Origin of the sequence: Mesorhizobium sp. WSM4306 (assembly GCF_007003975.1) — a bacterium.
Lineage (GTDB): Bacteria > Pseudomonadota > Alphaproteobacteria > Rhizobiales > Rhizobiaceae > Mesorhizobium.
The window spans coordinates 152,700-174,971 of record NZ_VFTC01000003.1 but is presented as its reverse complement, the minus strand read 5'-3'; the positions used below and the strand labels follow the sequence as shown (position 1 = coordinate 174,971).

General features: G+C 63.8%; 21 protein-coding genes and 1 tRNA gene. 13 read left to right on the top strand and 9 right to left on the bottom strand.

From position 1 onward, the window contains the following. Positions 1-338: 338 nt before the first annotated feature. Complete coding sequence (locus tag FJV77_RS06435; protein ID WP_142866008.1) at positions 339-2,177, bottom strand: M3 family oligoendopeptidase; 1,839 nt, start codon at positions 2,175-2,177, stop codon at positions 339-341. Between the two features lie 146 nt (positions 2,178-2,323). On the opposite strand from FJV77_RS06435, the gene FJV77_RS06430 reads away from it, so the two are divergent. From FJV77_RS06430 to FJV77_RS06415, 4 genes are all read left to right on the top strand, one after another. Continuing rightward, positions 2,324-3,862, top strand: coding sequence for a sigma-54 dependent transcriptional regulator (locus tag FJV77_RS06430; RefSeq protein ID WP_142866007.1), 1,539 nt, complete (start codon positions 2,324-2,326; stop codon positions 3,860-3,862). 523 nt (positions 3,863-4,385) lie between these two features. Beyond that, a complete protein-coding gene (locus FJV77_RS06425) occupies positions 4,386-6,176 on the top strand; it encodes a DUF882 domain-containing protein (RefSeq protein WP_246691158.1) in 1,791 nt (596 codons plus the stop codon). A 115-nt stretch (positions 6,177-6,291) separates the two neighbouring features. Beyond that, positions 6,292-6,365: transfer RNA gene (locus FJV77_RS06420), tRNA-Gln, on the top strand. 133 nt (positions 6,366-6,498) lie between these two features. Beyond that, positions 6,499-6,693, top strand: a complete 195-nt coding sequence (locus FJV77_RS06415; protein WP_142866006.1) for a hypothetical protein — start codon at positions 6,499-6,501, stop codon at positions 6,691-6,693. A gap of 64 nt (positions 6,694-6,757) precedes the next feature. Here the strand turns inward: FJV77_RS06415 and FJV77_RS06410 are convergent, their stop codons facing one another. Then, positions 6,758-7,396 carry a 2-dehydro-3-deoxy-phosphogluconate aldolase gene (locus FJV77_RS06410; protein ID WP_142866005.1) on the bottom strand — a complete coding sequence of 213 codons (639 nt, stop codon included), beginning with the start codon at positions 7,394-7,396 and terminating at the stop codon, positions 6,758-6,760. A 168-nt stretch (positions 7,397-7,564) separates the two neighbouring features. Here FJV77_RS06410 and FJV77_RS06405 point away from each other — a divergent pair, with 168 nt between their 5' ends. Further along, positions 7,565-8,497 carry a rhodanese-related sulfurtransferase gene (locus FJV77_RS06405; protein WP_142866004.1) on the top strand — a complete coding sequence of 311 codons (933 nt, stop codon included), beginning with the start codon at positions 7,565-7,567 and terminating at the stop codon, positions 8,495-8,497. Positions 8,498-8,531: 34 nt separating this feature from the next. Here the strand turns inward: FJV77_RS06405 and FJV77_RS06400 are convergent, their stop codons facing one another. Beyond that, a complete protein-coding gene (locus FJV77_RS06400) occupies positions 8,532-8,894 on the bottom strand; it encodes a nuclear transport factor 2 family protein (protein ID WP_142866003.1) in 363 nt (120 codons plus the stop codon). 203 nt (positions 8,895-9,097) lie between these two features. Between FJV77_RS06400 and FJV77_RS06395 the strand changes: the two genes are divergently transcribed. Both FJV77_RS06395 and FJV77_RS06390 read left to right on the top strand, forming a co-directional pair. Continuing rightward, complete coding sequence (locus tag FJV77_RS06395) at positions 9,098-9,850, top strand: tellurite resistance TerB family protein (RefSeq protein ID WP_142866002.1); 753 nt, start codon at positions 9,098-9,100, stop codon at positions 9,848-9,850. A gap of 256 nt (positions 9,851-10,106) precedes the next feature. Next, positions 10,107-10,868, top strand: a complete 762-nt coding sequence (locus FJV77_RS06390; protein WP_112559295.1) for an SDR family oxidoreductase — start codon at positions 10,107-10,109, stop codon at positions 10,866-10,868. Between the two features lie 154 nt (positions 10,869-11,022). On the opposite strand, the gene FJV77_RS06385 is transcribed toward FJV77_RS06390, so the two are convergent. Beyond that, complete coding sequence (locus FJV77_RS06385; RefSeq protein ID WP_142866001.1) at positions 11,023-12,207, bottom strand: pyridoxal phosphate-dependent aminotransferase; 1,185 nt, start codon at positions 12,205-12,207, stop codon at positions 11,023-11,025. Between the two features lie 83 nt (positions 12,208-12,290). On the opposite strand from FJV77_RS06385, the gene FJV77_RS06380 reads away from it, so the two are divergent. Genes FJV77_RS06380 through denD form a run of 4 tightly spaced genes read left to right on the top strand, consistent with a single transcriptional unit; the run spans position 12,291 to position 15,233 of the window. Beyond that, positions 12,291-12,977: a GNAT family protein gene (locus FJV77_RS06380; protein ID WP_142866000.1), complete on the top strand. Its 687-nt coding sequence runs from the start codon at positions 12,291-12,293 to the stop codon at positions 12,975-12,977. A gap of 10 nt (positions 12,978-12,987) precedes the next feature. Beyond that, positions 12,988-13,971 (top strand): cation diffusion facilitator family transporter, encoded by a 984-nt coding sequence (locus tag FJV77_RS06375; RefSeq protein ID WP_142865999.1) that lies wholly within the window; start codon positions 12,988-12,990, stop codon positions 13,969-13,971. Between the two features lie 58 nt (positions 13,972-14,029). Further along, positions 14,030-14,236, top strand: a complete 207-nt coding sequence (locus FJV77_RS06370; protein ID WP_112559299.1) for a hypothetical protein — start codon at positions 14,030-14,032, stop codon at positions 14,234-14,236. Between the two features lie 13 nt (positions 14,237-14,249). Next, positions 14,250-15,233 carry a D-erythronate dehydrogenase gene (gene denD, locus FJV77_RS06365; protein WP_142865998.1) on the top strand — a complete coding sequence of 328 codons (984 nt, stop codon included), beginning with the start codon at positions 14,250-14,252 and terminating at the stop codon, positions 15,231-15,233. Between the two features lie 10 nt (positions 15,234-15,243). On the opposite strand, the gene FJV77_RS06360 is transcribed toward denD, so the two are convergent. The 4 genes from FJV77_RS06360 to FJV77_RS06345 all read right to left on the bottom strand — a co-directional run bounded on the left by FJV77_RS06360 (position 15,244) and on the right by FJV77_RS06345 (position 19,288). Beyond that, positions 15,244-16,431, bottom strand: a complete 1,188-nt coding sequence (locus FJV77_RS06360; RefSeq protein WP_142865997.1) for a nickel/cobalt transporter — start codon at positions 16,429-16,431, stop codon at positions 15,244-15,246. Beyond that, positions 16,428-17,096, bottom strand: a complete 669-nt coding sequence (locus tag FJV77_RS06355) for a DUF1007 family protein (RefSeq protein WP_142865996.1) — start codon at positions 17,094-17,096, stop codon at positions 16,428-16,430. Before FJV77_RS06355 ends, FJV77_RS06360 begins: the two co-directional genes overlap by 4 nt. Positions 17,097-17,185: 89 nt before the next feature. Beyond that, on the bottom strand, positions 17,186-18,085 hold the full coding sequence (locus tag FJV77_RS06350; RefSeq protein WP_112559302.1) for a LysR family transcriptional regulator: 900 nt from the start codon (positions 18,083-18,085) through the stop codon (positions 17,186-17,188). A 3-nt stretch (positions 18,086-18,088) separates the two neighbouring features. Next, the gene (locus tag FJV77_RS06345; protein ID WP_142865995.1) at positions 18,089-19,288 is read right to left on the bottom strand and encodes an amidase; all 1,200 of its coding nucleotides are present in this window, start codon (positions 19,286-19,288) and stop codon (positions 18,089-18,091) included. 539 nt (positions 19,289-19,827) lie between these two features. On the opposite strand from FJV77_RS06345, the gene odc2 reads away from it, so the two are divergent. Together odc2 and FJV77_RS06335 are read left to right on the top strand one after the other, a co-directional pair. Continuing rightward, positions 19,828-20,961, top strand: a complete 1,134-nt coding sequence (odc2, locus tag FJV77_RS06340) for an ornithine/lysine decarboxylase (protein ID WP_142865994.1) — start codon at positions 19,828-19,830, stop codon at positions 20,959-20,961. A gap of 153 nt (positions 20,962-21,114) precedes the next feature. Beyond that, complete coding sequence (locus FJV77_RS06335) at positions 21,115-21,771, top strand: N-acetyltransferase (protein WP_246691157.1); 657 nt, start codon at positions 21,115-21,117, stop codon at positions 21,769-21,771. Positions 21,772-21,918: 147 nt separating this feature from the next. Here FJV77_RS06335 and FJV77_RS06330 read toward each other — a convergent pair whose 3' ends face one another. Beyond that, positions 21,919-22,203, bottom strand: a complete 285-nt coding sequence (locus FJV77_RS06330; protein ID WP_142865993.1) for an SCP2 sterol-binding domain-containing protein — start codon at positions 22,201-22,203, stop codon at positions 21,919-21,921. Between the last annotated feature and the right edge of the window lie 69 nt (positions 22,204-22,272).

Below are 22,272 nucleotides of genomic sequence, written 5' to 3'. Positions count from 1 at the left end.
GCGGTTCATGGAACAGCCGGTCTGTCGTCGACTGCCGGCGTTCGGCTTTCCCGCCCATTGCCAACCGTCGCTGTCGCATTCGCCGGACCGCTGCCATGGGCCGGGATGCTGTCCGGCCTGAGCCGCGCGCCCGGCTGAGCTTCAGTCGGAAAGGCTATCATACGGATTCTGGAAAGCTAACGGAAAATTTCGCCCGAGAGTTCTTCAAGAACAGATATTTAGAACAAGAACAGAGCTACCATCACATGCATTCCGGCTAAACTGTTCTTCAATTTCGTAAAGTCGAGGCCGCCGCCGAACCTGTCGCTTTGCGCCGCTCGCTCACGGGGTGCGCGGCGTCAACTGTCGAGAGCTTCCAACTCGTCGATCAGGCCGCCGATTACGCCAAGGCCGATCTGCCAGAAGGCAGGGTCGGTGGCGTCGAGGCCGAAGGGAGCGAGAAGCTCGGAGTGATGCTTGGTGCCACCGGCACGCAGCATCTCGAAATACTTGTCCTGGAAGCCGTGCTCGGCATTCTGGTAGACCGCGTAGAGCGAGTTCACCAGGCAGTCGCCGAAGGCATAGGCGTAGACGTAGAAGGGCGAATGGATGAAGTGCGGGATGTAGGTCCAGAAGACCTCATAGCCCTCGCGCAGCTTGATCGCCGGCCCCAGGCTCTCCGCCTGTACCTCGAGCCAGAACTGGCCAAGCTTGTCGGAAGTCAGTTCGCCGTTCTTGCGCTCGGCATGCACCTTGCGCTCGAACTCATAGAAGGCGATCTGGCGCACGACCGTGTTGATCATGTCCTCGACCTTCTGGGCGAGCATGGCCTTGCGCTCGCGCTTGTCGCTGGTCTGGTCGAGCAGCGAACGGAAGGTCAGCATCTCGCCGAACACCGAGGCCGTCTCGGCCAAAGTCAGCGGCGTCGAGGCCATCAGCGCACCCTGGCCGCCGGCCAGCACCTGGTGCACGCCGTGGCCGAGTTCATGCGCCAGCGTCATCACATCGCGCGGCTTGCCCATGTAGTTGAGCAGCACGTAAGGGTGCGCCGAAGGCACGGTCGGATGGGCAAAGGCGCCGGGTGACTTGCCGGGCCGCACCGGCGCGTCGATCCAGTTGCGGTCGAAGAAGACGCGGGCGATCTCCGCCATGTCGGGGGAAAAGCGCTGATAGGCCGACAGCACCGTGTTCCTGGCGTCATCCCAGCGGATCACCGCCTGCGGGGTCTCGGGTAATGGCGCGTTGCGGTCCCAGTGGTTCATCACCTCCATGCCGAGCCAGCGCGCCTTCATCGCGTAATAGCGGTGTGACAGGCGCGGATAGGCCTCGCGCACGGCGGAGGCCAGCGCATCGACCACACTGCGCTCGACACGGTTGGCGAGATGGCGTGAATCGGCGATGTCCTCGAAGCCGCGCCAACGGTCGGAAATCTCTTTGTCCTTGGCCAGCGTGTTGGTAATCAGCGTGAAGGTGCGCAGGCTCTTGCGGAAGGTGGTGGCCAGCGCCTCGGCGGCGCGGCGACGGACTTCGCCATCGGCGTCCTGCAGGCGGTTCAGCGCCGGCTCCAGCGTCAGCTCCTCGCCGTCTATGTCGAAACGCAGATCGGTCATCGTCTCGTCGAACAGGCGGTTCCAGGCGCCGCGCCCGGTGATCGACTTTTCATGGAAAAGCTGCTCGACCCGATCCTCGAGCTGGTATGGCTTGTCCATTCTGAGATCGAGCACCCAGGGCCGGTAGTGGGCAAAGCCGGCATCGGCGGCGAGGGCCGCTTCGAGCGCTTTGTCGTCGATCAGGTTCAGCTCCAGCGCAAAGAACAACAGATGCGCGCTGGCGTCGGTCATCTTCTCCTGGATGTCGCCATAGAGCTTGGCGCGCTGCGGATCGGCGGTGTTGCCGGCATAGATCAGGCCGGCATAGGAGACGATGCGGCCGATCAGCTCCTCCAGCGCCTCATAGGCTGCCAGCGCTTCACCCAGCTTGCCGGCGCTGCCGCGCTCAGCCTCCGCGGCCAGCGTGCCCTTCCAGCGGTTCTCGAAGGCGACGGCGTCGTCCGTCGCCTTGGCGATGTCGCGCTTCAGCTCGGGCGCCTCCATCCCGGAATAGAGGTCGGCGAGGTTCCATTCCGGCAGGTCGCCGAGCTCCGCCGCGCCCTGACCGGACGCTGCCGCCGCAAGCTGCCGACCGAGAATCCTGCGCATCAACAATTACCTTCTGGAATCAAGGGGAAAGGGCAAGCCGGTCAAATCCTAAGGAATTCATTCACCGGGTTTTTTGAAACCTTGTTTAGAACCCTGTGCCAGGATGATCCATGGGGATTTCCCAGGCGGGCAACTCAAATTAAGTCATGACAGGTTCCATTCTCATAGTCGATGACGATCCCGTGCAGCGCAGGCTGCTCGAGGCGGCGGTGACGAAATTCGGCCACAGCGCCATCGTTGCCGATGGCGGCGAGGCCGGCCTCGAAGCTCTCGACGGACCCGGCGCGCGCGATGTGTCGGCGGTCATCCTTGACCTTGTCATGCCCGGCCTCGACGGCATTGGCGTGCTGAAGGCGATGCGCGAACGCGGCATCACGGTTCCCGTCATCGTGCAGACCGCGCAGGGCGGCATCGAGACCGTGGTTTCGGCGATGCGCCACGGCGCCTTCGATTTTGTCGTCAAGCCGGCGTCTCCCGACCGGCTGCAGACCGCGATCGGCAACGCGCTCAAGGTCGAGGCGGTCGAGGATGAGGTCAAGCGCACATCGCGGCGGCGTGGCGGCCACCTGACCTTCAAGGACATGATCACGCACAGCCCGGCGATGGACCGGGTGATCCGCCTCGGCCAGAAGGCGGCGGCATCCAACATCCCGATCCTGATCGAGGGCGAATCGGGCGTCGGCAAGGAACTTGTGGCGCGCGCCATCCAGGGCACCGGGGACCGTCGTTCAAAACCCTTCGTCACCGTCAATTGCGGCGCCATCCCCGACAATCTGGTCGAATCGATCCTGTTCGGCCATGAGAAGGGCTCGTTCACCGGCGCCACCGACAAACACACCGGCAAGTTCGTCGAGGCGCATTCAGGCACGTTGTTCCTGGATGAAATCGGCGACCTGCCGCTCGACGTGCAGGTCAAGCTGTTGCGCGCGGTGCAGGATGGCGAGGTCGATCCGGTCGGCGGTCGCGCCACGGTCAGGGTCGACATCAGGTTGATCTCGGCGACGCACCGCAACCTTCTGCAGCAGGTCAAGGACGGCAAGTTCCGCGAGGATTTGTTCTATCGGCTGAACGTCTACCCGATCTTCGTGCCGCCGCTGCGCGACCGGCGCGACGACATCCCCTATCTGGTCAAGCATTTCATGGACAAGGTGGCGCCGGCGGGTCATCGCCTGCACGGCATTTCGGAAGCCGCATTGGTCATGCTGCAGGCCTATGACTGGCCGGGAAACATCAGGCAGCTGGAAAACGCCGTGTTCCGGGCCTCGGTGCTTGCCGAGGGCGACGTGCTGACAGCAGACGAATTCCCGCAGATCCGGGCACAAGTCGAGGGCACCGTCAATCTCGATACCGACGCGTCCCTGTCGGACCCCGTCATGGTCTGGAGCAGCGAATCGCAAGGCGATAGCGTCCAGACTGATGGCGTCGGTCCCGTCGCGGCGGAGATTGAACCTCCGGCCAGGCTGCTTCAGCGTTTCGGCACGCTGAGGGCGTTGGACGAGCGCGGCAATGTGCGCGCGCTGGCCGATGTCGAGCTCGAAATGATCAAGCTCGCCATCGACCACTATAACGGCCAGATGAGCGAAGTCGCCCGCCGACTCGGCATCGGCCGCTCGACGCTCTACCGCAAGCTTAAAGAATACGGCATCGACCCGGAAACCGGCCGCCTCGACCGTCTTGCCTCCTAAAGCGCGTCGCGCTTGAACGGAATCAGGCGACGCGCTTTAGGTCTTTGCATTATGCATGTCGTTCTCTCAAAACCGGGACCACTTTTGTGCGACATGCATTGGAAACCCGATTTCCACAGCTTGCTGGCGCAAGGCCGGTACTAGGTTGCGAGGCGATATCCAGCGCTGCATAAGGGGTTGGGGCGGGAATATGGCGATGCGGAACGGCGCTGTTCACGCATTAAGGCTAACGGTAACAGATCGTGTAGCGGCAAAAGGCTGAATCTTGATCTAAACCAGCAGTTTACCAAGAAATCCTGTGTATTATTTTTGACGGGATATCGCCACGGTGTTACCGCATTTCGGCTTCAATAAGCGATGATTAACCATTAGGATCGATATTCGGATGTGAGAACCACGCATCCGTTTGGGCAAATCCGGGGACAAACGGCAGCCTGCAAGGCCTTTTGATTTGAACAAAGTCGAACGACACAGCAACGGGCGGCATTATCACATTGGCGTCTGGCCGAGATGGCTGGCAGCGGTGATTGTTGCGTTTGGTTTCCTTGCCGCAACTGCTGCCGGCGCAAGCGCCGAAACGCGCTCGCTGAAACTCTATCACCTCCACACGCATGAAAAGGCCGAGATCGTCTACAAGCGCAATGGCCGCTACGATCCGGAAGGCCTCAGGAAGATCAACATCATTCTGCGCGACTGGCGTCGCAACGAACCGACCAAGATGGATCCGCGCCTGCTCGACCTGGTGTGGGAAGCCTACCGGCAGGCCGGCGCCACCGACTACATCCAGGTCGTCTGTGGCTATCGCTCGCCTGCGACCAACTCGATGCTGCGCAGCCGCAGCCGCGGTGTCGCCAAGGAAAGCCAGCACATGCTGGGCAAGGCGATGGACTTCTACATTCCGGGCGTGCCGCTGAAAAAGCTGCGCAATATCGGCCTCAAGATGCAGGGCGGCGGCGTCGGCTATTATCCGTCATCCGGTTCGCCCTTCGTCCACATGGACGTCGGCAATGTGCGCCATTGGCCCGGCATCAGCCGCCAGGAACTGGTCAGCCTGTTCCCCAACGGCAAGACGCTGCATGTGCCGAGCGACGGCAAGCCGCTGCCGGGCTATGACCAGGCACTCGCCGCCTACAAGGCGCGCAAGGGCGCCGGTTCTCCGGCCATCATGATGGCCAGCGCTGGCGGCAGCACCAAGAAATCCGGTGGCTTCCTTTCCGCTTTCTTTGGCGGTGGCGGCGAAGACGAAGCCGATGACAGCGCCGATGTCGCGACCGCTGCGCCGTCGCCGAGAAGCGTCAAGCCGGTCCTGGCTGCCAGGAGCAACAACGACAGCAACCTGCCCGGTATCGCGATCGTGTCGCCGCAGAATGCGAAGCGCGCCAATATCCCGCAGCTTGCCGACGACAGCGCGGACGATTCCGAGCCGCAACAGGATACACCAGAGACGATCATCGCGGCGCTACCGGCCAAGGAAGTGCCGCTGCCAGATTTCGCGCCGCGGCCGAAAGCCGATGTCGGCGCGCAGCAGCCTGAGACGGTACCGTTCGGCATGGCCGACGCCACCACCGAACAGACAGTGGCGACGGCGCAGGCGCCTGCTAATGTGCCGTTCGGCATGGCCGATGTGAGCAGTCCCGACCAAGGGGCTGCCGCTCCGGCGCAGGTTGCCGTCAACGTCCCGTTGCCGACCTGGCGTCCCGACCGCTCTTCGCCGCCGGCTGAGCTTTCGCCGCAGGATAAGGGCGTGCTGCTGGCGCTGGCCGATACGGCCGCCCACAAGCAGACCGCAACGGATGCCTTCTCGGTGCTGCCGTCGCAGCGTCCGGATGAGGTCAAGGCAGTTCTCGAACAGGCCGATGCCGCCGAGACCGCCGGTGTTACCGACGACTATCATGTTGCCTCGCTCGAGCCGCGCTCGGCGTTCAACGATCCGTCAGGCGTCGATGCCGCAACACCGCGCGGCGCGATTGCTGCCCGTCCCGCCGGTACCGATCCGGCCTCCGTGATCGGCGCCGGTGTGAAGACGACGCGCAAGGAAGCGAGAGCCTCGGCCCGCGACCTGAAGCCAGGGCCGAAGGCCGTGGTGGTGGCGGCCGAACCGCAGGCGGCGCGCTGGGCGCTGAGCAGCGGCGACAACATCGCCACCGTTTCCAGCCCGACGACTGCGCCGCGCTATGCCTACAACATCGTGCATACGCCGCCGAGCGAGGTCTACACCGCAGGCTTCCAGGCGGACAACCAGATGGCCGATGCCAACCGCTTCACCGGCAATGCCGTGAAATTCCTGTCGGTGGCCCGCTTCCAGACGAAGTAAGGGTCGCGCCCGAACAGATATCAAAGCCGCGCTGGGCAACCTGCGCGGCTTTTTGCGATTGGCGAATCTCCGGCACTGGCTTCCCGCGGCCCGGAATGCTAACCACGGGCAGCATTCCCGCTTCGTCTAATGGTAGGACAGCGCCCTTTGAAGGCGTGAATCGTGGTTCGAGCCCATGAGCGGGAACCAATCCCTGGACTTCAACCGCTGACGATTGGCACCGGGCAAGCCCAGGCGATCACGCGCGGCTGAACTTCTCTTGAGGCCGGAACGACTCACCTTTTTGCGGGTTAGGCTGGGTTCGTTCCAACCGGGGGTATCAATGAAAAACATTCTTTTGGCGTCGGCCATCGCATTGGCAACGGCTTCGGTAGCAATCGCTCCGACACAGGCCGCGACCGTTGTCATCAAGACCCACGACCATATGCGTATGCATCACAATCACTGCCGGACCAAGTGGGTCACGACCTGGCGGCATCACCAGAAGATCGTGAAGAAGGTTACGGCCTGCAACTGACCGTATTTTTGCAAGCAGCAAACCCGGTCGGCTCAGGCCGGCCGGGTTTTTGTGCTTGGGGAGGTTACTTTCCGAGCTTGCTCGCCGCGCGGGCGAGCGCCTCGATCTCATCCCACTTGCCGGCCTTGACCAGCTCGTCCGGCGCCACCCAGGAGCCACCGACGCAGATGACATTGGGCAGGCTGAGATAGTCGGCGGCGTTCTTGGCCGAGATGCCGCCGGTCGGGCAGAACTTCACATCGGCCAGCGGCGAGGCGAAGGCCTTCAGCGAAGCGATGCCGCCGGACTGTTCGGCCGGGAAGAATTTCAGGAAGCGCAGGCCGGCTTCGCGCGCGGCCATGATCTCGCCGGGCGTGATGGCGCCGGGCAGCAGCGGAACGTCGCTGTCCTTGGCCGCGGCGAGCAGTTCGCGGGTGATGCCGGGGCTGACGATGAATTTCGAGCCGGCCGCCGCCGCCGCCTCGAACTGCCTGGCATCGAGAATGGTGCCGGAGCCGACAATGGCGCCCTCGACCTCACCGGCGACGCGGCGGATCGCTTCCAGCGCATCAGCGGTTCTCAGCGTGATCTCGATTGCCGGCAGGCCGCCAGCGGCGAGCGCCCGGGCGAGCGGCACTGCGTCTGCGACATTGGCGATCTTCAACACCGGGATGACCGGCTGGCCGTTGAGCAGCGACAGGAGCTTTTCGGTCTTGCTGGGCATTGGCTTGTCTCTCCGTAGGTGATTTCAACCGATTAGCAGAAGGCAGATTCCGAGTCCACGAAGCTTGGCCTGCCGCGATGTCACATCTGTCGACCGCCGGGCTGAAGGGAGGACGGCTTCTTCAGCGCTGCCTTGAATCCGCTTTGACCACGGTTTAGTGGCTTGGCGATGACAACGTCCAATCATGAACCCGTCCGCGTCGCCGCGCTCTATAAATTTGCCCGTCTGGGCGACTTCGAGGCGCTGCGAGCCTTGCGGATGCCGCTCGCCGCTTTCTGCTGCGGCCGCGGCATCAAGGGCACGCTGCTCCTGGCGCAGGAAGGCATCAACGGCACGGTCGCCGGCTCGGAGGCCGATATCGCCGACCTGATCGCTTATCTCGAGTCCGTCGAAGGCCTCGCCGATCTTGAGGTCAAATACAGCAATGCCGCCGAGATGCCGTTCCATCGCATGAAGGTGCGGCTGAAGCGCGAGATCGTCACCATGGGCGTCGAAGACCTCGACCCGGCGACAGGCGCCGGCACCTATGTCACGCCGGCCGACTGGAACGCACTGATCTCGGATGCCGACACCATCGTCATCGACACCCGCAACACCTACGAGGTCTCGATCGGCACCTTCGAGGGCGCCATCGATCCGCGCACGTCGAGCTTTCGCGAATTCCCGGCCTGGGTGGAAAAGCATCGCGACGCGCTCGATGGCCGCAAGGTCGCGATGTTCTGCACTGGCGGCATACGCTGCGAGAAGGCGACGGCCTATGTTAAGTCGCTCGGCTTTGAAGATGTCTTCCATCTCAAGGGCGGCATCCTGAGATATCTCGAAGAGGTGCCGGCCGAAGACAGCCTGTGGCAAGGCGAATGCTTTGTCTTCGACGAGCGGGTCTCGGTGTCGCATGGGCTCAGTGAAGGCGAAGCCGAACTCTGCCGCGCCTGCCGGCATCCGCTGACGCCAGAGGACCGGCTGTCGCCGCACCATACCACCGGCGTGTCATGCCCGCATTGCTATGAGGCCCGCTCGGACGAGGACCGCGCCCGCTACGCCGAGCGCCAGCGCCAGGTCGAACTGGCGCAAGCGCAGGGCAGGGGACATATCGGCAGCTAGCGCCGCGCCAAGCGGGTGTTTGTTACTGGTTGCATCACCACGCGACGGAATAGCGGTCAATCACCCATAGCCACGTGCCATCGGCCTGCCAGCGCGCGACCTCTGAGGTCACCGAGCCATCGGCAAGCCGGGTCGAGGTCAATGCGAGGTCGCCGTTGATGGCCGCCGGGCGCTGTTCGCCGCGCTGGAATTTTTGCCCGCTGGCGGCAAAGGCTTCGAACAGAGTACGGATCGCCTCTTGGCCGCGGATCAGTTCCGCCTCACCGCTGTCGATGACCGCATCGGGTTCGAACAGCGCCACCATGCCGTCAATGTCTCCTACCCATTGCCGGTCAATCAGCAGGCGCTCGAGATCCTGCGGATCGCGCGCCGGCTGGCGTTCTGTCTCGTCGGTCACGGCGAAGCTCCTCCCTCGTCATGAAGGGCGCGACACTAGCGCAAGCTGCTACCCATTTCGACACATCGCAATCCAGTTTTCGAAAAGCCGCGTTGCTGGCAAAGCGGCCGTCCGTCATTGTAATGTCAACAAGCGGGACCTACGTCAGCAACGTCCAAAACCTGCTCGTTCCTATCAGGCACGAGCCCTTTTCTGGAGGCACCATGTTCGACCCCAAGAAGCTTCTCGACGACCTGCTCGGCTCGCAAGTCCCCGGCACCACCGGCACCGTCCGTGACAAGGCCGGGCAGGCCGTGCAGATGGCCAAGGACAATCCGCTGGCCGCCGGTGCGCTGGCCGCGGTGCTGCTTGGGACCGGTACCGGACGCCAGGTCACCGGCACCGCCATCAAGCTCGGCGGACTGGCCGCGATCGGCGGTCTCGCCTACAAGGCCTACCAGAACTACAAGGCCGGCAATGCGCCCGAGCAGGCGCCGGCCGCCGGGACGTCAGGGGCAGGCGGGCCGGAATTGCTGCCGCCGCCCGCCGACACCGCCTTCCACCCTTCGCAGGCGCCCCAGGGCGAGGACGAGTTCACGCTGACGCTGGTGCGGGCGATGATCTCGGCGGCGAAGGCCGACGGCCATGTCGACGACGAGGAGCGCGAAAAGATCGCCGGCAAGCTCAAGCTCGCCGGCATCGGTTCCGATGCCGAAAAATTCCTGCTGGCCGAGCTGGACAGCCCGCTCGACCTCGACACGCTGGTCGCCGGCGCCAAGACCGATGAGCAGAGGCTCGAGCTCTATACGGCGTCGCGGCTAGCCATCGATCCCGATACGCGCGCCGAACGCGGCTATCTCGACCTGCTCGCCGGCCGGCTTGGCCTGCCGGATGCGCTGGTCGACCATGTCGAGGCGACTGTATCGGCGGCCAAGGTGCCGGCCCCGGCGGGGACCGCGCCGAACCCGCGCTGGTAGGTAGAGCCGCGCGCCCCGAGGCCGGAAAATGCGTTAACGTCTCGTTTACCGAGGAAGCGCATGATTCTAGCAGTCGGATCGGCTTTTCCTCCTCCCAAGTCCGGTTCAGATCAGGGCGGTCGCCAATGACCGCCCTTTTTGTTCGGCCGATCACCGAGTGTTCGGCTTGCCATGATCCCCGTCATTTGCGATGCCTCGGTGCATTCGGATGCATCCCGATCTGTGCCGGGGATGCGCGGTGCGCAGGAGCAAAATCATGACAGCCCTCACAGAGAAAACCGCCATCGTCACCGGCGCCGGCACCGGCATCGGCAAGAGCGTCGCCACGGCGCTGCTCAAGGCGGGCTGGAACACCGTGTTCTGCGGCCGCCGCAAACAGGTGCTCGACGCCGCGATCGCCGAAGCCGGCAAGACGGACGCCAAGGCGCTGGCAGTCGCCTGCGACATCAGCAAGGCCGGCCAGGTCGATGATTTGTTCGAGACCGTGGCGGCGGCTTTCGGGCGCGTCGACCTGCTCTTCAACAATGCCGGCATGAGCTACAAGTCGACACCGATCGACGAGATCCCGGTCGAGGTCTGGAACGACATTGTCGGCGTCAATCTCACCGGATCGTTCCTGTGCGCCCGCGCCGCCTTCGGCGCCATGCGCAGACAAAAGCCGATGGGCGGCCGCATCATCAACAACGGTTCGGTCTCGGCCTATGCGCCACGGCCGGGCTCGGTGCCCTACACTGCGACCAAGCACGCGATAACAGGGCTGACCAAGACGCTGGCGCTCGACGGCCGGCCCTATGACATCGCCTGCGGCCAGATCGACATCGGCAACGCGCTGACCGACATGGCGCAGGCCATGACCGTCGGCGTGCCGCAGGCCAACGGCTCGATCGCCGCCGAAGCGGTGATGGACGTCCAGCGCGTCGCCGACGCCGTCGTCCACATGGCCAGCCTGCCGCTCGACGCCAATGTGCTGTTCATGACGGTGATGGCGACGAAGATGCCGTTTGTGGGTAGAGGGTAAGGGCAGGCCCTCACCCGGATTGCCAGCCGAATTGCGAAGGGCAATTCCGGGTAATCCGACCTCTCCCCGAGGGGAGAGGAGTGCGCCGGCGCCGGTGCTCGTCTCTTCTCCCAAGCAGGGAGAAGGTGGCCGCGAAGCGGCCGGATGAGGGGGGTCACTTCTTCAAAAACGCCTCGATCCGCTCCAGCGCGCGCAAGATGTTCTCTTCGGAATTGGCATAGGAGAGCCTGATATAGCCTTCGCCGAGAATGCCGAAATCGGGGCCGCCGATCAGCGCGACACCGGCGTCCTCAAGCAGCGCCGAAGCGAGCTTCTTTGCCTTCCAGCCGGTCTTCGAGACATTGGGGAAGGCATAGAAGGCGCCCTTCGGCGTGATGCAGGAAACGCCGGGCAAAGCGTTCAGCCCCTCGACCACGATCTTCCTGCGGTTGTCGAAGGCGCGCATCATCTTGTCGACATCGTCCTGCGGCCCATCGATGGCAGCGATCCCGGCGAACTGGCTGGGGGCGTTGACGCAGGACCAGCAATTGACGGCCAGCTTGCGCACCTTGTCGTAGAGGTGGGCGCCCTTGTCGCCGTTCGGCCAGATCGACCAGCCCATGCGCCAGCCGGTCATCGCCCAGGTCTTCGACCAGCCATTGAGCACGATCAACCGGTCGCGGATTTCGGGGAAATTGAGCAGCGAAAAATGCGTCTCGCCGTCGTAGGTCATGACGTCGTAGATCTCGTCGGAGAGGATGGCGACCTGCGGGTGCTTCTCCAATCCCTTGACCAGCTTCTCGATCTCGGCGCGCGGGGTCACGCCGCCGGTCGGGTTGGCCGGTGAGTTGAGGATCAGGAGCCTGGTCTTCGAGGTGAGCAGCGCCAGCGTCTCCTCAGCCGAGAAGGCAAAGCCGTTCTCCTCGCGGATCGGCACTGGGATCGGGGCGGCGCCGGTGAATTCGATCATCGAGCGGTAGATCGGGAAGCCGGGATCGGGATAGAGAATCTCGGCGCCCGGTTCGCCGAACATCAGGATGGCCGCGAACATGGTCGGCTTGCCGCCGGGCAGGATCATCACATTCTCGGCCGAGACCTCAACGCCGGTCGTGGTCAGCGTGCGCCGGACCACCGCCTCACGGGTGGCGAGCAGGCCGTTCGCCGGGGTATAGCCGTGGTGGCCGTCGCGCAGCGCCTTGATCGCTGCTTCGACAATGTGTTGCGGGGTTTTGAAGTCGGGCTGGCCGATGCCGAGATTGACGATGTCGCGACCTTGTTGCACCAGCGCCGTCGCCCTCGCGAGCACCGCAAAGGCGTTTTCCTCGCCGAGGCGGTCGAAGGCCGAAATCGTGTGGAGCATTTTTCCCGTCCGTGTGGTTCTTGCTGTTGGGTTGCGTTTTTGTGAGCGTCCAACCGCAAATGTCAAACGGATTGGAGTCTTCGGTGTCGGAAAATCTTGCGAATTGGCAGCCCCGCCCGCGCCCGGAACGAAAAGTTCTGGACGGACGCTATGTCCGTCTTGAGCCGCTGAGTGCTGAAAAGCATGGCGACGGCCTGTACGAGGCGTCGGCTGTCGCCGATGGCGATACGCGGTTTCGCTGGCTCTTCGACACCGTGCCCGAGAGCCGCGCCGCCTTGCAGCCATGGCTGGAAAAATCCGCTGCGAGCGAAGATCCGCTGTTCTTCGCCGTCATCGACAAGGCCAGCGGCAAGATCGCCGGGCGGCAAACGCTGATGCGCATCGATCCCGCCCATGGCGTCATCGAGATCGGCAACATCTATTGGGGTCCGCTGGTCTCGCGCAAGCCGGCGGCGACCGAGGCGCAGTTCCTCTTCATGAAATACATTTTCGACGAGCTCGGCTATCGCCGCTATGAATGGAAATGCAACAACCGCAACGAACCCTCGAAGCGCGCGGCGGAGCGGTTCGGCTTCAAGTTCGAGGGCATTTTCCGCCAGCATCTTGTGGTCAAGGGTGAAAACCGCGATACCGCGTGGTACTCGATCATCGACAAGGAATGGCCGTCCTTGCGCAAAGCCTATGAGGCCTGGCTCGATCCGGCCAATTTCGATGGCGAAGGCGGGCAGAAGCGGCGGCTTGAGGATTTCCGCGCCGAGTTCGGCGCGTAGGAGAAAACATATGGCGCACAGCCATGATCACGGTTCGCACGCTGGCCACAGCCACGGCGCCGGTCACGTGCATGGCTCGACCGACAAGAAGCGCGTGCTGATCGCAGCCTGCCTGACCGCCGGCTTCATGGTTGCCGAAGCGCTGGGCGGCCTGCTGACGGGATCGCTGGCGCTGCTGGCGGATGCCGGACACATGCTCGCCGACGCCATCGCGCTCGGTCTTGCCTGGTATGCCTTCCATCTGGGCGGACGGCCGGCGACCGTGCGCCTCACCTATGGCTTCGGCCGGGTCAAGACGCTGGTCGCCTACACCAACGGCATCGCCATCTTCGCCATCGCGCTGTGGATCGTCTACGAGGCTTGGGGCCGCCTGATGACGCCGGCGCCGGTGCTGGGCGGGCCGATGCTGGTGGTGGCGATCGCCGGCCTTCTGGTCAACATCGCGTCGTTCTTCGTGCTGCACGGCGGCGACCGCGACAGCCTCAATATGCGCGGCGCCATCCTGCATGTGCTGGGCGACCTGCTCGGCTCGGCGGCGGCGATCGTGGCGGCGCTGGTCATCCTGGCGACAGGCTGGACGCCGATCGATCCGATCCTGTCGGTGCTGGTCTCTGTGCTGATCCTCTCCACCGCCTGGTCGCTGATGCGCGAAGCCGCCCACGTCCTGCTCGAAGGCGTGCCGGCCAGCCTCGACCGTGATCTCATCGCCAAGGATATTGCCGGTACGGTCAAAGGCGTGCGCGAGGTGCACCACATGCATGTCTGGTCGCTGGATGGCTCGAGCAACATGGCGACGCTACATGCCTGCCTCAACGATGGCGTCGACCCGCATCAGGCGGTCAGCGCCATCAAGAAGCGGCTCGCCGCAGAGCACGGCATCAGCCACGCCACCGTCGAGCCGGAATTCGGCCAGTGCGCCGACAGCCATGACGAGCACGACCACGATCATGACCACGGCCATGGTGCGCCACCGCATCACGGCCATTATCACTGACAGGGAACTTCATGGCATTGGCATCCAAGTTGACGAGCACCCGTGACGGCGGGACGGCATGATGGATCGCGACAACAGAAACGCGCTGATTGCCGCAGCCTGGATCATGCTGCTGTTCGGCATCGCGGCGTTCTACCTGCCGACGGTGATGCTGGCGCTCGGCAATGTTTCGACCGTTCTTGCCGGCATCGTCGGCATCGGCTTCGTGCTGGCATTCTTTCTGGTGTTCTGGCTGCGCGGGCGCAGCCAGAACAAAGGCAAATAAGAGGCTTTTACAAATGCGCATCCTGATCACTGGCGCGGCCGGCATGGTCGGCCGCAAACTCATCGCCCGGCTGGCCAAGGACGGCACGCTCAATGGCCGCAAGATCACGGCGCTCGACCTGCACGATATCGTGCCGCCGCAGGCGCCGGCGATGGAGGGTGTGGGCATCGCCACGCATACCGGCGACCTTGCCGACGCCGGTGCCGCCGAGAGCCTGGTCGCTTCACGCCCCGACGTGATGTTCCATCTCGCCGGCATCGTGTCGGGCGAGGCGGAAGCCAATTTCGATCTCGGCTATCGCGTCAACCTCGATGGCACCAGGGCGCTGTTCGACGCCGTGCGGCTGGCAGGCTTTGCACCGCGCCTCGTCTTCACCTCATCGATCGCCGTGTTCGGCGCGCCGTTCCCGGATGTCATCCCTGATGACTTCCACCCGACGCCGCTGACCTCCTACGGCACCCAGAAGCAGATGAGCGAGGCGCTGCTGGCCGACTATTCCAGGCGCGGCTTCTTCGACGGCATCGGCATCCGGCTGCCGACCATCTGCGTCCGGCCCGGCAAGCCGAACAAGGCGGCTTCGGGCTTCTTCTCCGGCATCATCCGCGAACCGCTCAGCGGCCAGGAGGCGATCCTGCCGGTACCGCGTTCGGTGCTGCACACCCATGCCAGCCCGCGCTCGGCGGTGAATTTCCTGATCCATGCGGCAGGGATCGACAGCGCCGCCGTCGGGCCGCGCCGCAACCTCACCATGCCCGGCGTTGCCGTGACAGTCGGCGAGCAGATCGAGGCGCTGGAACGTATTGCCGGCGCCGAAGTCGTGAAGCTGATCCGCGAACAGCCCGACGAGACGATCTGGGCAATCGTCAAGGGCTGGCCGACGCGCTTCGAGGCGCGCCGCTCAAGAGACCTCGGCTTCAGCGCCGAAAAGAGCTTTGATGAAATTATCCGTGCCCATATCGAGGATGAATTGGGCGGCAAGATAGCGGGTCAGGGCTGACCCGTTAGCGTCAAACGCTGCCAGTCAGGCTCGCCGACAGGAGCAATAGTCCGAACAGGAAGACGAAGGCGGCGCCGCCGATTTCGACGAACGTGTGGATGCGATTGCCCATGCGGCCGTCGCCGGCGAAATAGACCGCCCAGTTCTTGGCGGTGACCGCGATCGTCGCCAGCGCCGAGACGGTGATCGCGGTGCCGAGCGACATCGCCAGCACCGACAGCAGGCCGCCGAGCCAAAGGCCGTTGAGCAGCGCGAAGCTGAGCACGATCAGCGCGCCGGAACAGGGGCGAATGCCGACCGCGGCCACAGCCGACCACGCCGTGCGCCAGTCGAAGCGGTCGCCAGACAGCAGCGCCGGATCGGGCGCATGCGAATGGCCGCACGTGTCACAGACCTCGCCCGCTGCGTGATCATGATGAGCGTGGTTGTGTTGGGCATGATCGTGTGTGGCGTGATCGTGCGCAGCGTGATCGTGATGATTGTGGTCATGGTCGTCATGCACATGCAGGGCATGCGAATGCGCCGCATGGCTGTGAGGAGCATGCGAGTGACCGGCGTGAGAATGGCCGGCATGGCCGCCAAGAGAATGACCGGCATGGGCCGCCGACAGGCTGTAGGCGGGTGCCTTGCCGAACCAGCCCAGGACCGTTGGCCCGAGCTTGCGCCACAGCAGCCAGGCGCCGAACAGAGTGACGAAGACATAGCTCATGATCTCCATGAACCAGGCCGCGTCGGTCATCGAAATGGCGGTGCCGCGCAGGACGAAATAGGCAAGCAGCATCACCACCACCGCGGTCAGGCCTTGCAGCAGCGCCGAGACGAAGGACAACAGGATGCCGCGCCTGAGCGCCACTTCGTTGGCCACCATGTAGGACGAGATCACCGCCTTGCCGTGGCCGGGGCCGGCGGCGTGGAAAATGCCGTAGGCGAAGGACAGGCCGATCAGCAGCCACATCTTGCTGCCGTCCTCGCGCATCGCCTTCATCGCTGTCGCCAGCGCGCGATAAAATTCCTGCTGCCTGAGATTGATCCACATCAGGATGTGGGCGAACAGTCCGGTGGTTGGCGCCATGCCGTCATTGACGCCGATACCCAGTGAGCTCTGGGCGTGGGCCTGCCCGAGAAAGTGCGTCATCACCAGGGCAGCGGCCACGAGGCCGAATGCCAAACGCAGGGACGGTTTCATCACCGGATCTATCCTTCTGGCGGGCAGTTCAGTTCGAGCTTGGTGGCGAAGATCTTGCTCATGTCGGTGCCTGTGGGGTCGTTGAAGAAGGCTTCCGTCAAAGTCTTCTGGTTTTCCTTGATCGCCTCATCCGGATCGGGCCGGATGACCTTGCTGGTGCAGTTCGAGGGCAGGCCCTCGACGGTGATGTTGGAATCCTCGGTGAAATCGATGGCCGTATAGAAGGTCGGATCGTAGACGCCGAAATCGATCTTGCCAGCGAGCTTGATCGGCTGTTTCGGTTCGGATTCGAACAGGATGATCAATTGGTCGTTGTCGAAATTGGCCATCAGATGCGGTGGCGGCGTCATCGGCACGTCCTTGCCGTCAACCGTGACGAGCTGGAAATAATTGAACTCGGCCAGTGAAGCATGGACGGTGTCGGCGACATCCTTCAGCTCCTTGTCGTCAAGCTTCAGGTCGGAGTTCTTGTCGAACTCCATCATCACCGTACTCGAAAACAAATCGTCGAAGCGCCAGAGATGGCGCAGCGCTTTCACACTTTGGTGATCCGGCGACAGGATCACGTCGAGGCGGGCCTCGGCGAAGACATGAGGATGGGCGCCAGCCGCTCCGACGGCGGCAAAAGGCGCCGCCAAGGCCGAAGCCAGCATGATTGCGTGCCGTTTCAAGTGCATTCTCGGTCGCTGTTCCATCGGCCTCGGAGAGATTTCGAGAGGTTACCAGAAAGCGGGCGAAATTGGGACCGCCACACGGCTAAGACAGGTCAGGCCCCCTCGCGGTTCTTGAACCACTGCACCAGGAAATCGACGAAAACGCGGACCTTGGCCGGCAGATAGCGGCGGTGGGGGTAGACGGCGAAAATGCCGCTGCCCGACTGGATGCGGTCGTCGAGCAAAGAAACCAGCCGGCCGGAGGCGAGGTCAGGGGCGGCGATGAAATCGGGCAGGATGGTGAAGCCCAGGCCTGACACGGCGGCAGCGCGTGCGGCCATCGGACTGTTGACCTCGATCGGCCCCGACACATTGACGCTGACCGACTCCTCGCCCTCGCCCTTGAAGCGCCAGTTGGCGAGCGAACGACCATTGGTGTCGACGATGCAGGGCATGTTGGCGAGATCCTGCGGGCGCGTCGGCTTGCCGTGCTTGGCGATCAGTTCCGGCGATGCGCACAGCCTGACCGAAAATGGTCCAAGGCGCCGAGCGATCAGCGAGGAGTTTTCGAGCCGCGAGATGCGTACCGCAAGATCGAAACCCTCCTCGACCAGATCGACAAAACGGTCGTCGAGATGGATGTCGAGCACAATGTCGGGATGCTGCTTGGCAAAGTCGATCAGCGACTGGCCGATCGGCGCATCGGCAAAGGTGCGTGCCGCCGACAGCTTGATCCGGCCGCGCACGTCGCCGGAGGATTCGCGCACGGCGTCGGCCAGGCTGTCGACCTCACGCACGATTTCCGAAGCGCGGCTGTAATAGGTGTGTCCGGCCTCGGTCATCGAGAACTGGCGTGTGGTGCGGTTGAGCAGCAGCGCGCCGAGTTCGTCCTCGAGTTCGCGCACATATTTCGACAGCAGCGCCTTGGAACGGCCGATCTTGCGCGCAGCGGCAGAAAAGCCTTCGGCCTCGACGACGTCGATGAAGGCGCGCATGCGGGTCAGTGTGTCCATGGATCAGGCCTTTCGTGCCGTATCGAGAAGCCGCCGGCCGAGCCGTATCAGGGCAATGTCGCTGCCGGGAGGGCCGAGAAGGGAGAGGCCGAAAGGGGCGCCGTCGACCGAGCCCAGCGGCAGGGTGATTTGCGGAAAGCCTGAAAGACCCGAAAGACACAAAAGATGCAAGGCCCTTTCGCGGTAGGCCTGGAGCTGCTGCGGCTCGCTTTTGACGAGAGGCGCGGGGCCTGGAACCGTCGGCAGGACCAGAAATCCGTCCTGGCCGAGCAGGGCGGCAAGCTCGGAGCGGAAGGTCAGGCGGCGCACCGCCTCGGCCTGCGCCGTCTTGGCGTCGATCGTCCGGCCAAAGCCGAAGCGTTCCTCGACGCCCGGGCCGAGGCGGCGCTCGCCCGACACGATCCAGGCGCCGTGCTGGTTCCAGGCTTCGGCCGCTTGGAGCCGGCGAAAGCACCAGTAGAGCTCGTCGGGGAAGGAAGCGAAGACGTATTCCACCGGCTTTGGTTCACCGACGACAATGGCCGCCAGCGCTCTCATCCTGGCATATTCGGCTGCCTCAGCCGCGCCTGCCACGAAGGCGTCCAGCCAGCGGATCGAAAGCGGCCGGTTGAGCGGGTACTGATGCGGATCGCGGCCGAGCAGCAATTTGCCGATCGTCTCATAGGTTTCGATGTCGTCGGCGAACCAGCCGAACGTGTCGAAGCTCGGCGCCAGCTTCATCGTGCCTTCGAGCGAAATGCGGCCATGCGTGGTGCGCAGCCCGATCAGCCCGCAAAAGCTCGCCGGCGCGCGGATCGAGCCGCCGGTGTCGGAGCCGGTGGCGATGTCGGCAAGCTTGCCCGCCACTGCCGCCGCCGACCCGGAGGACGATCCGCCGGTGACGCGGTCGACTGCTGCCGGGTTCACCGGAAAGGGAAAATGCGCGTTCTGGCCCATCAGCGAGAAGGCGAGCTCGTCGGTCTGCGTCTTGCCGATGAAGCGCGCGCCGGCATCGAGAATCATCTGCACGGCGGGCGCGGTGCTGGAGGCTGCGTGCGCCTCGTTAAACTTCACGAGATTGCCGCAACCGGTGCGATAGCCGGCGACGTCGTAGATGTCCTTCACGGCCAGCCTGAGCCCGGCCAGGGGACCCAGTTCCGCATGGGCGACCGGCATTCGACGCAGATCGAGAAAGGCGTTGAGCGGGCCGTGCGTGCCTGTCATCGTTCGATATCCGGATACAGTTGGCGCAGCATTGTTCGATGCCAGAAATTTTACAACCTGGGATACGATTTTTATTGATTGTGAAATCTTTCGATCTTATATCGCGCTTGCCCAAAGTCGCACGTGCCTGTGGGTGTCCGCCGATCCTCGAATGGTGAGGGAAATCGGTAAGGTAACTGGAGCCAACCCCTCCAGTCGGTCTAGCGGCCAACCGCCAGCCCGAGGACACCTTGAAGCAACGACGGTGCGGGCCTTTCTGGTTCTCTTCCGGTTGTCCAAAGACCGGGGTTACTAAAGAGGCACACCTTCATTGCCGGCAGTGCGGACGGGTCTCCCATCCAAGCCAAGGCAGACAAAGCGAACCGAGGCCGGGCAAGGCCAAGGTTCATCGCCGCGAGACGGTGTTTCATGGTTCCGGGGTCTCCACCGGCTGGTTCCATGAATTTACGTCCCGCCTTTGTTTGACCGCGTGTTCGCGAGGCCGAAAGCCCGCGTTCGCAGCCTTATTGCGCGCCGCAAGGCGTGATGGAGAGACCCCGATGGCCACCCAGCGCATCCTTGATTTCCTCGCCACCCGACGTCCGTCCGGCCCCTGCCTCGTCGTCGACCTCGATGTCGTGCGCGACAATTTCCGCACCTTCGAGAAGGCGCTGCCCGATTCCAAGATCTACTATGCGGTGAAAGCAAACCCGGCGCCGGAAATCCTGCGCCTCCTTGCTGCGATGGGCTCGTCCTTCGACACCGCTTCCGTTGCAGAAGTCGAGATGGCGATGGACGCCGGTGCGCCGGCGGACCGCATCTCCTTCGGCAACACCATCAAGAAGGAGCGTGACATTGCACGCGCCTACCAGCTCGGCATCCGGCTGTTCGCAGTCGACTGCGTCGAGGAAGTCGACAAGATCGCTCGCGTCGCTCCCGGCGCCCGCGTGTTCTGCCGCGTGCTGACCGATGGCGAGGGTGCCGAATGGCCGCTATCGCGCAAGTTCGGTTGCGTGCCGGCGATGGCCGTCGACGTGCTGCGCCACGCCAAGACGCTCGGCCTTGACGCCCATGGCGTGTCGTTCCATGTCGGCTCGCAGCAGACCGACCTGACGGCCTGGGACCGTGCGCTGGCCGACGCCAAGAAGGTGTTCGCGACGCTCGCCGACGAAGGCATCGTGTTGAAGATGGTCAATATGGGCGGCGGTTTCCCGACGCGCTATCTGCGTGACGTGCCGGCGGCGCAGGCCTATGGCCAGGCGATCTTCTCGGCGCTGCGCAAGCATTTCGGCAATGCCATTCCGGAGACCATCATCGAGCCGGGCCGCGGCATGGTCGGCAATGCCGGCGTCATCAAGTCGGAAGTCGTGCTGATCTCCAAGAAGGCCGACAACGACAATGTGCGCTGGGTGTTCCTCGACATCGGCAAGTTCGGCGGTCTGGCCGAGACGATGGACGAGGCGATCCGCTATCCCCTCGTCACCCGCCATGACGGTTCGGAGACAGCACCTTGCGTGCTCGCCGGCCCGACCTGCGATTCGGCCGACGTGATGTACGAAAAGACGCCGTATCCGCTGCCGCTGTCGCTGACCATCGGCGACGAGGTGCTGATCGAAGGCACCGGCGCCTACACGACCACCTATTCGGCGGTCGCCTTCAACGGGTTCGAGCCTCTCCGATCCTACGTGATCTGACGGTTCGAAAGAACCGATCAGATCATCCCAGGTGGGCGTCAGTCGCCCACTTGGGCCCGCCTGTGGAACAAGCTCCGCTCGTGAAGGATCGCGGAAATGGACGTTGCAAATTACATTGACGGTGCCGTGGGGATCTCCCCCCTTGAGGGGGAGATGGCCGGCAGACCAGAGGGGGTCGGTTCGGCTGCCTCGACTTCTTTTGCGATAAGGGGCGTTGGCGCTTCACGCGCGGCGACCCCCTCTGTCGCCTTCGGCGACATCTCCCCCTCAAGGGGGGAGATTAGCGTCGTCGCTGAAACCGCGGCCGATGTCGCGGCGCGTGAAGCGTTGCTCGATCGCGCCATGGGCCCGAAGCGGCGCAAGAAATCGTCGGAGAAGCTGCGGCGTGGCCGCCGGCCTTCCGAAGGCCTCGCCTTTGTCGTGCGCGATGCGGCGGGCGTCGTTGCCGGCACGGTGCGGCTGTGGGATGTGAGGCTGGGCGAGGGCGGCCCGGCGGCACTTCTGCTCGGCCCGCTTGCCGTTGACCCGGCACTGAAGAACGCCGGCATTGGCTCGGCGCTGATGCGCCATGCACTGGCGGAAGCCGCGCGTCTCGGCCATGCCGCGATCTTGCTGGTCGGCGATGCGCCCTATTATGGCCGCTTCGGCTTTTCGGCTGACAAAACCGGCGCGCTGGCGATGCCTGGTCCGTACGAGCGGCACCGTCTGCTGGCGCTGGAGCTGGTCGAGGGCGCGCTCGACGGCGCGCATGGCACGCTGAAGGCGGCCGGGCGCAAGCTCAAGGCGCTGCCGCTGACTTTCGCGGCCTGAAAGGGTTCAGGTCGATAGAATGCAAAACGCCGCCCGATGGGCGGCGTTTTGTTTTTTGCATAGTGACGCCGGCCCTTCGCAGGCTCAGGGCGTTCGAAGCTCGAAAAGCCAAGAAATTGGCTTTTCGTCCGCCGTGCGGACCGCTTCTCACCCAAGCAGCTGGCTGAGCGCCATGGCAACTGTCATGTCGCCTTCGACCTTTATCTTGCCGGACATGAACGCCATGGTCGGGTTGAGGTCGCCGGCGATCAGCGACTCCAGATCGTCGAGCGACAGCTTGACGGTGCAGTCGGTCGGCGCGTCGGTGGTCGAAACGCTGGCGCCGTCGATGACGATGACGCCATCGCTGCCGGTATCGAACTTTACCGAATGTTCGAAGCCGGCGCTTGCCACGCGCGACTTCATCTTCTCGGCAATCTCCTGAACGCTCATGACTGTTCTCCTCGTCTCGTTGCGTTTTGCCGCGCGTCAGTGACCGGCGTTTGCCGAAATCGCTGTCTC

Excerpts from the sequence above, each read along its gene's own strand:
- odc2 (WP_142865994.1), top strand. The coding sequence starts at position 19,828 with ATGGCCACCCAGCGCATCCTTGATTTCCTCGCCACCCGACGTCCGTCC.
- FJV77_RS06370 (WP_112559299.1), top strand. The coding sequence starts at position 14,030 with ATGATGGATCGCGACAACAGAAACGCGCTGATTGCCGCAGCCTGGATC.
- FJV77_RS06410 (WP_142866005.1), bottom strand. The coding sequence starts at position 7,396 with ATGCCCAGCAAGACCGAAAAGCTCCTGTCGCTGCTCAACGGCCAGCCG.
- FJV77_RS06330 (WP_142865993.1), bottom strand. The coding sequence starts at position 22,203 with ATGAGCGTTCAGGAGATTGCCGAGAAGATGAAGTCGCGCGTGGCAAGC.
- denD (WP_142865998.1), top strand. The coding sequence starts at position 14,250 with ATGCGCATCCTGATCACTGGCGCGGCCGGCATGGTCGGCCGCAAACTC.
- FJV77_RS06355 (WP_142865996.1), bottom strand. The coding sequence starts at position 17,096 with ATGCACTTGAAACGGCACGCAATCATGCTGGCTTCGGCCTTGGCGGCG.
- FJV77_RS06375 (WP_142865999.1), top strand. The coding sequence starts at position 12,988 with ATGGCGCACAGCCATGATCACGGTTCGCACGCTGGCCACAGCCACGGC.
- FJV77_RS06390 (WP_112559295.1), top strand. The coding sequence starts at position 10,107 with ATGACAGCCCTCACAGAGAAAACCGCCATCGTCACCGGCGCCGGCACC.
- FJV77_RS06385 (WP_142866001.1), bottom strand. The coding sequence starts at position 12,207 with ATGCTCCACACGATTTCGGCCTTCGACCGCCTCGGCGAGGAAAACGCC.
- FJV77_RS06415 (WP_142866006.1), top strand. The coding sequence starts at position 6,499 with ATGAAAAACATTCTTTTGGCGTCGGCCATCGCATTGGCAACGGCTTCG.
- FJV77_RS06395 (WP_142866002.1), top strand. The coding sequence starts at position 9,098 with ATGTTCGACCCCAAGAAGCTTCTCGACGACCTGCTCGGCTCGCAAGTC.
- FJV77_RS06335 (WP_246691157.1), top strand. The coding sequence starts at position 21,115 with ATGGCCGGCAGACCAGAGGGGGTCGGTTCGGCTGCCTCGACTTCTTTT.
- FJV77_RS06350 (WP_112559302.1), bottom strand. The coding sequence starts at position 18,085 with ATGGACACACTGACCCGCATGCGCGCCTTCATCGACGTCGTCGAGGCC.
- FJV77_RS06430 (WP_142866007.1), top strand. The coding sequence starts at position 2,324 with ATGACAGGTTCCATTCTCATAGTCGATGACGATCCCGTGCAGCGCAGG.
- FJV77_RS06435 (WP_142866008.1), bottom strand. The coding sequence starts at position 2,177 with ATGCGCAGGATTCTCGGTCGGCAGCTTGCGGCGGCAGCGTCCGGTCAG.
- FJV77_RS06405 (WP_142866004.1), top strand. The coding sequence starts at position 7,565 with ATGACAACGTCCAATCATGAACCCGTCCGCGTCGCCGCGCTCTATAAA.
- FJV77_RS06345 (WP_142865995.1), bottom strand. The coding sequence starts at position 19,288 with ATGACAGGCACGCACGGCCCGCTCAACGCCTTTCTCGATCTGCGTCGA.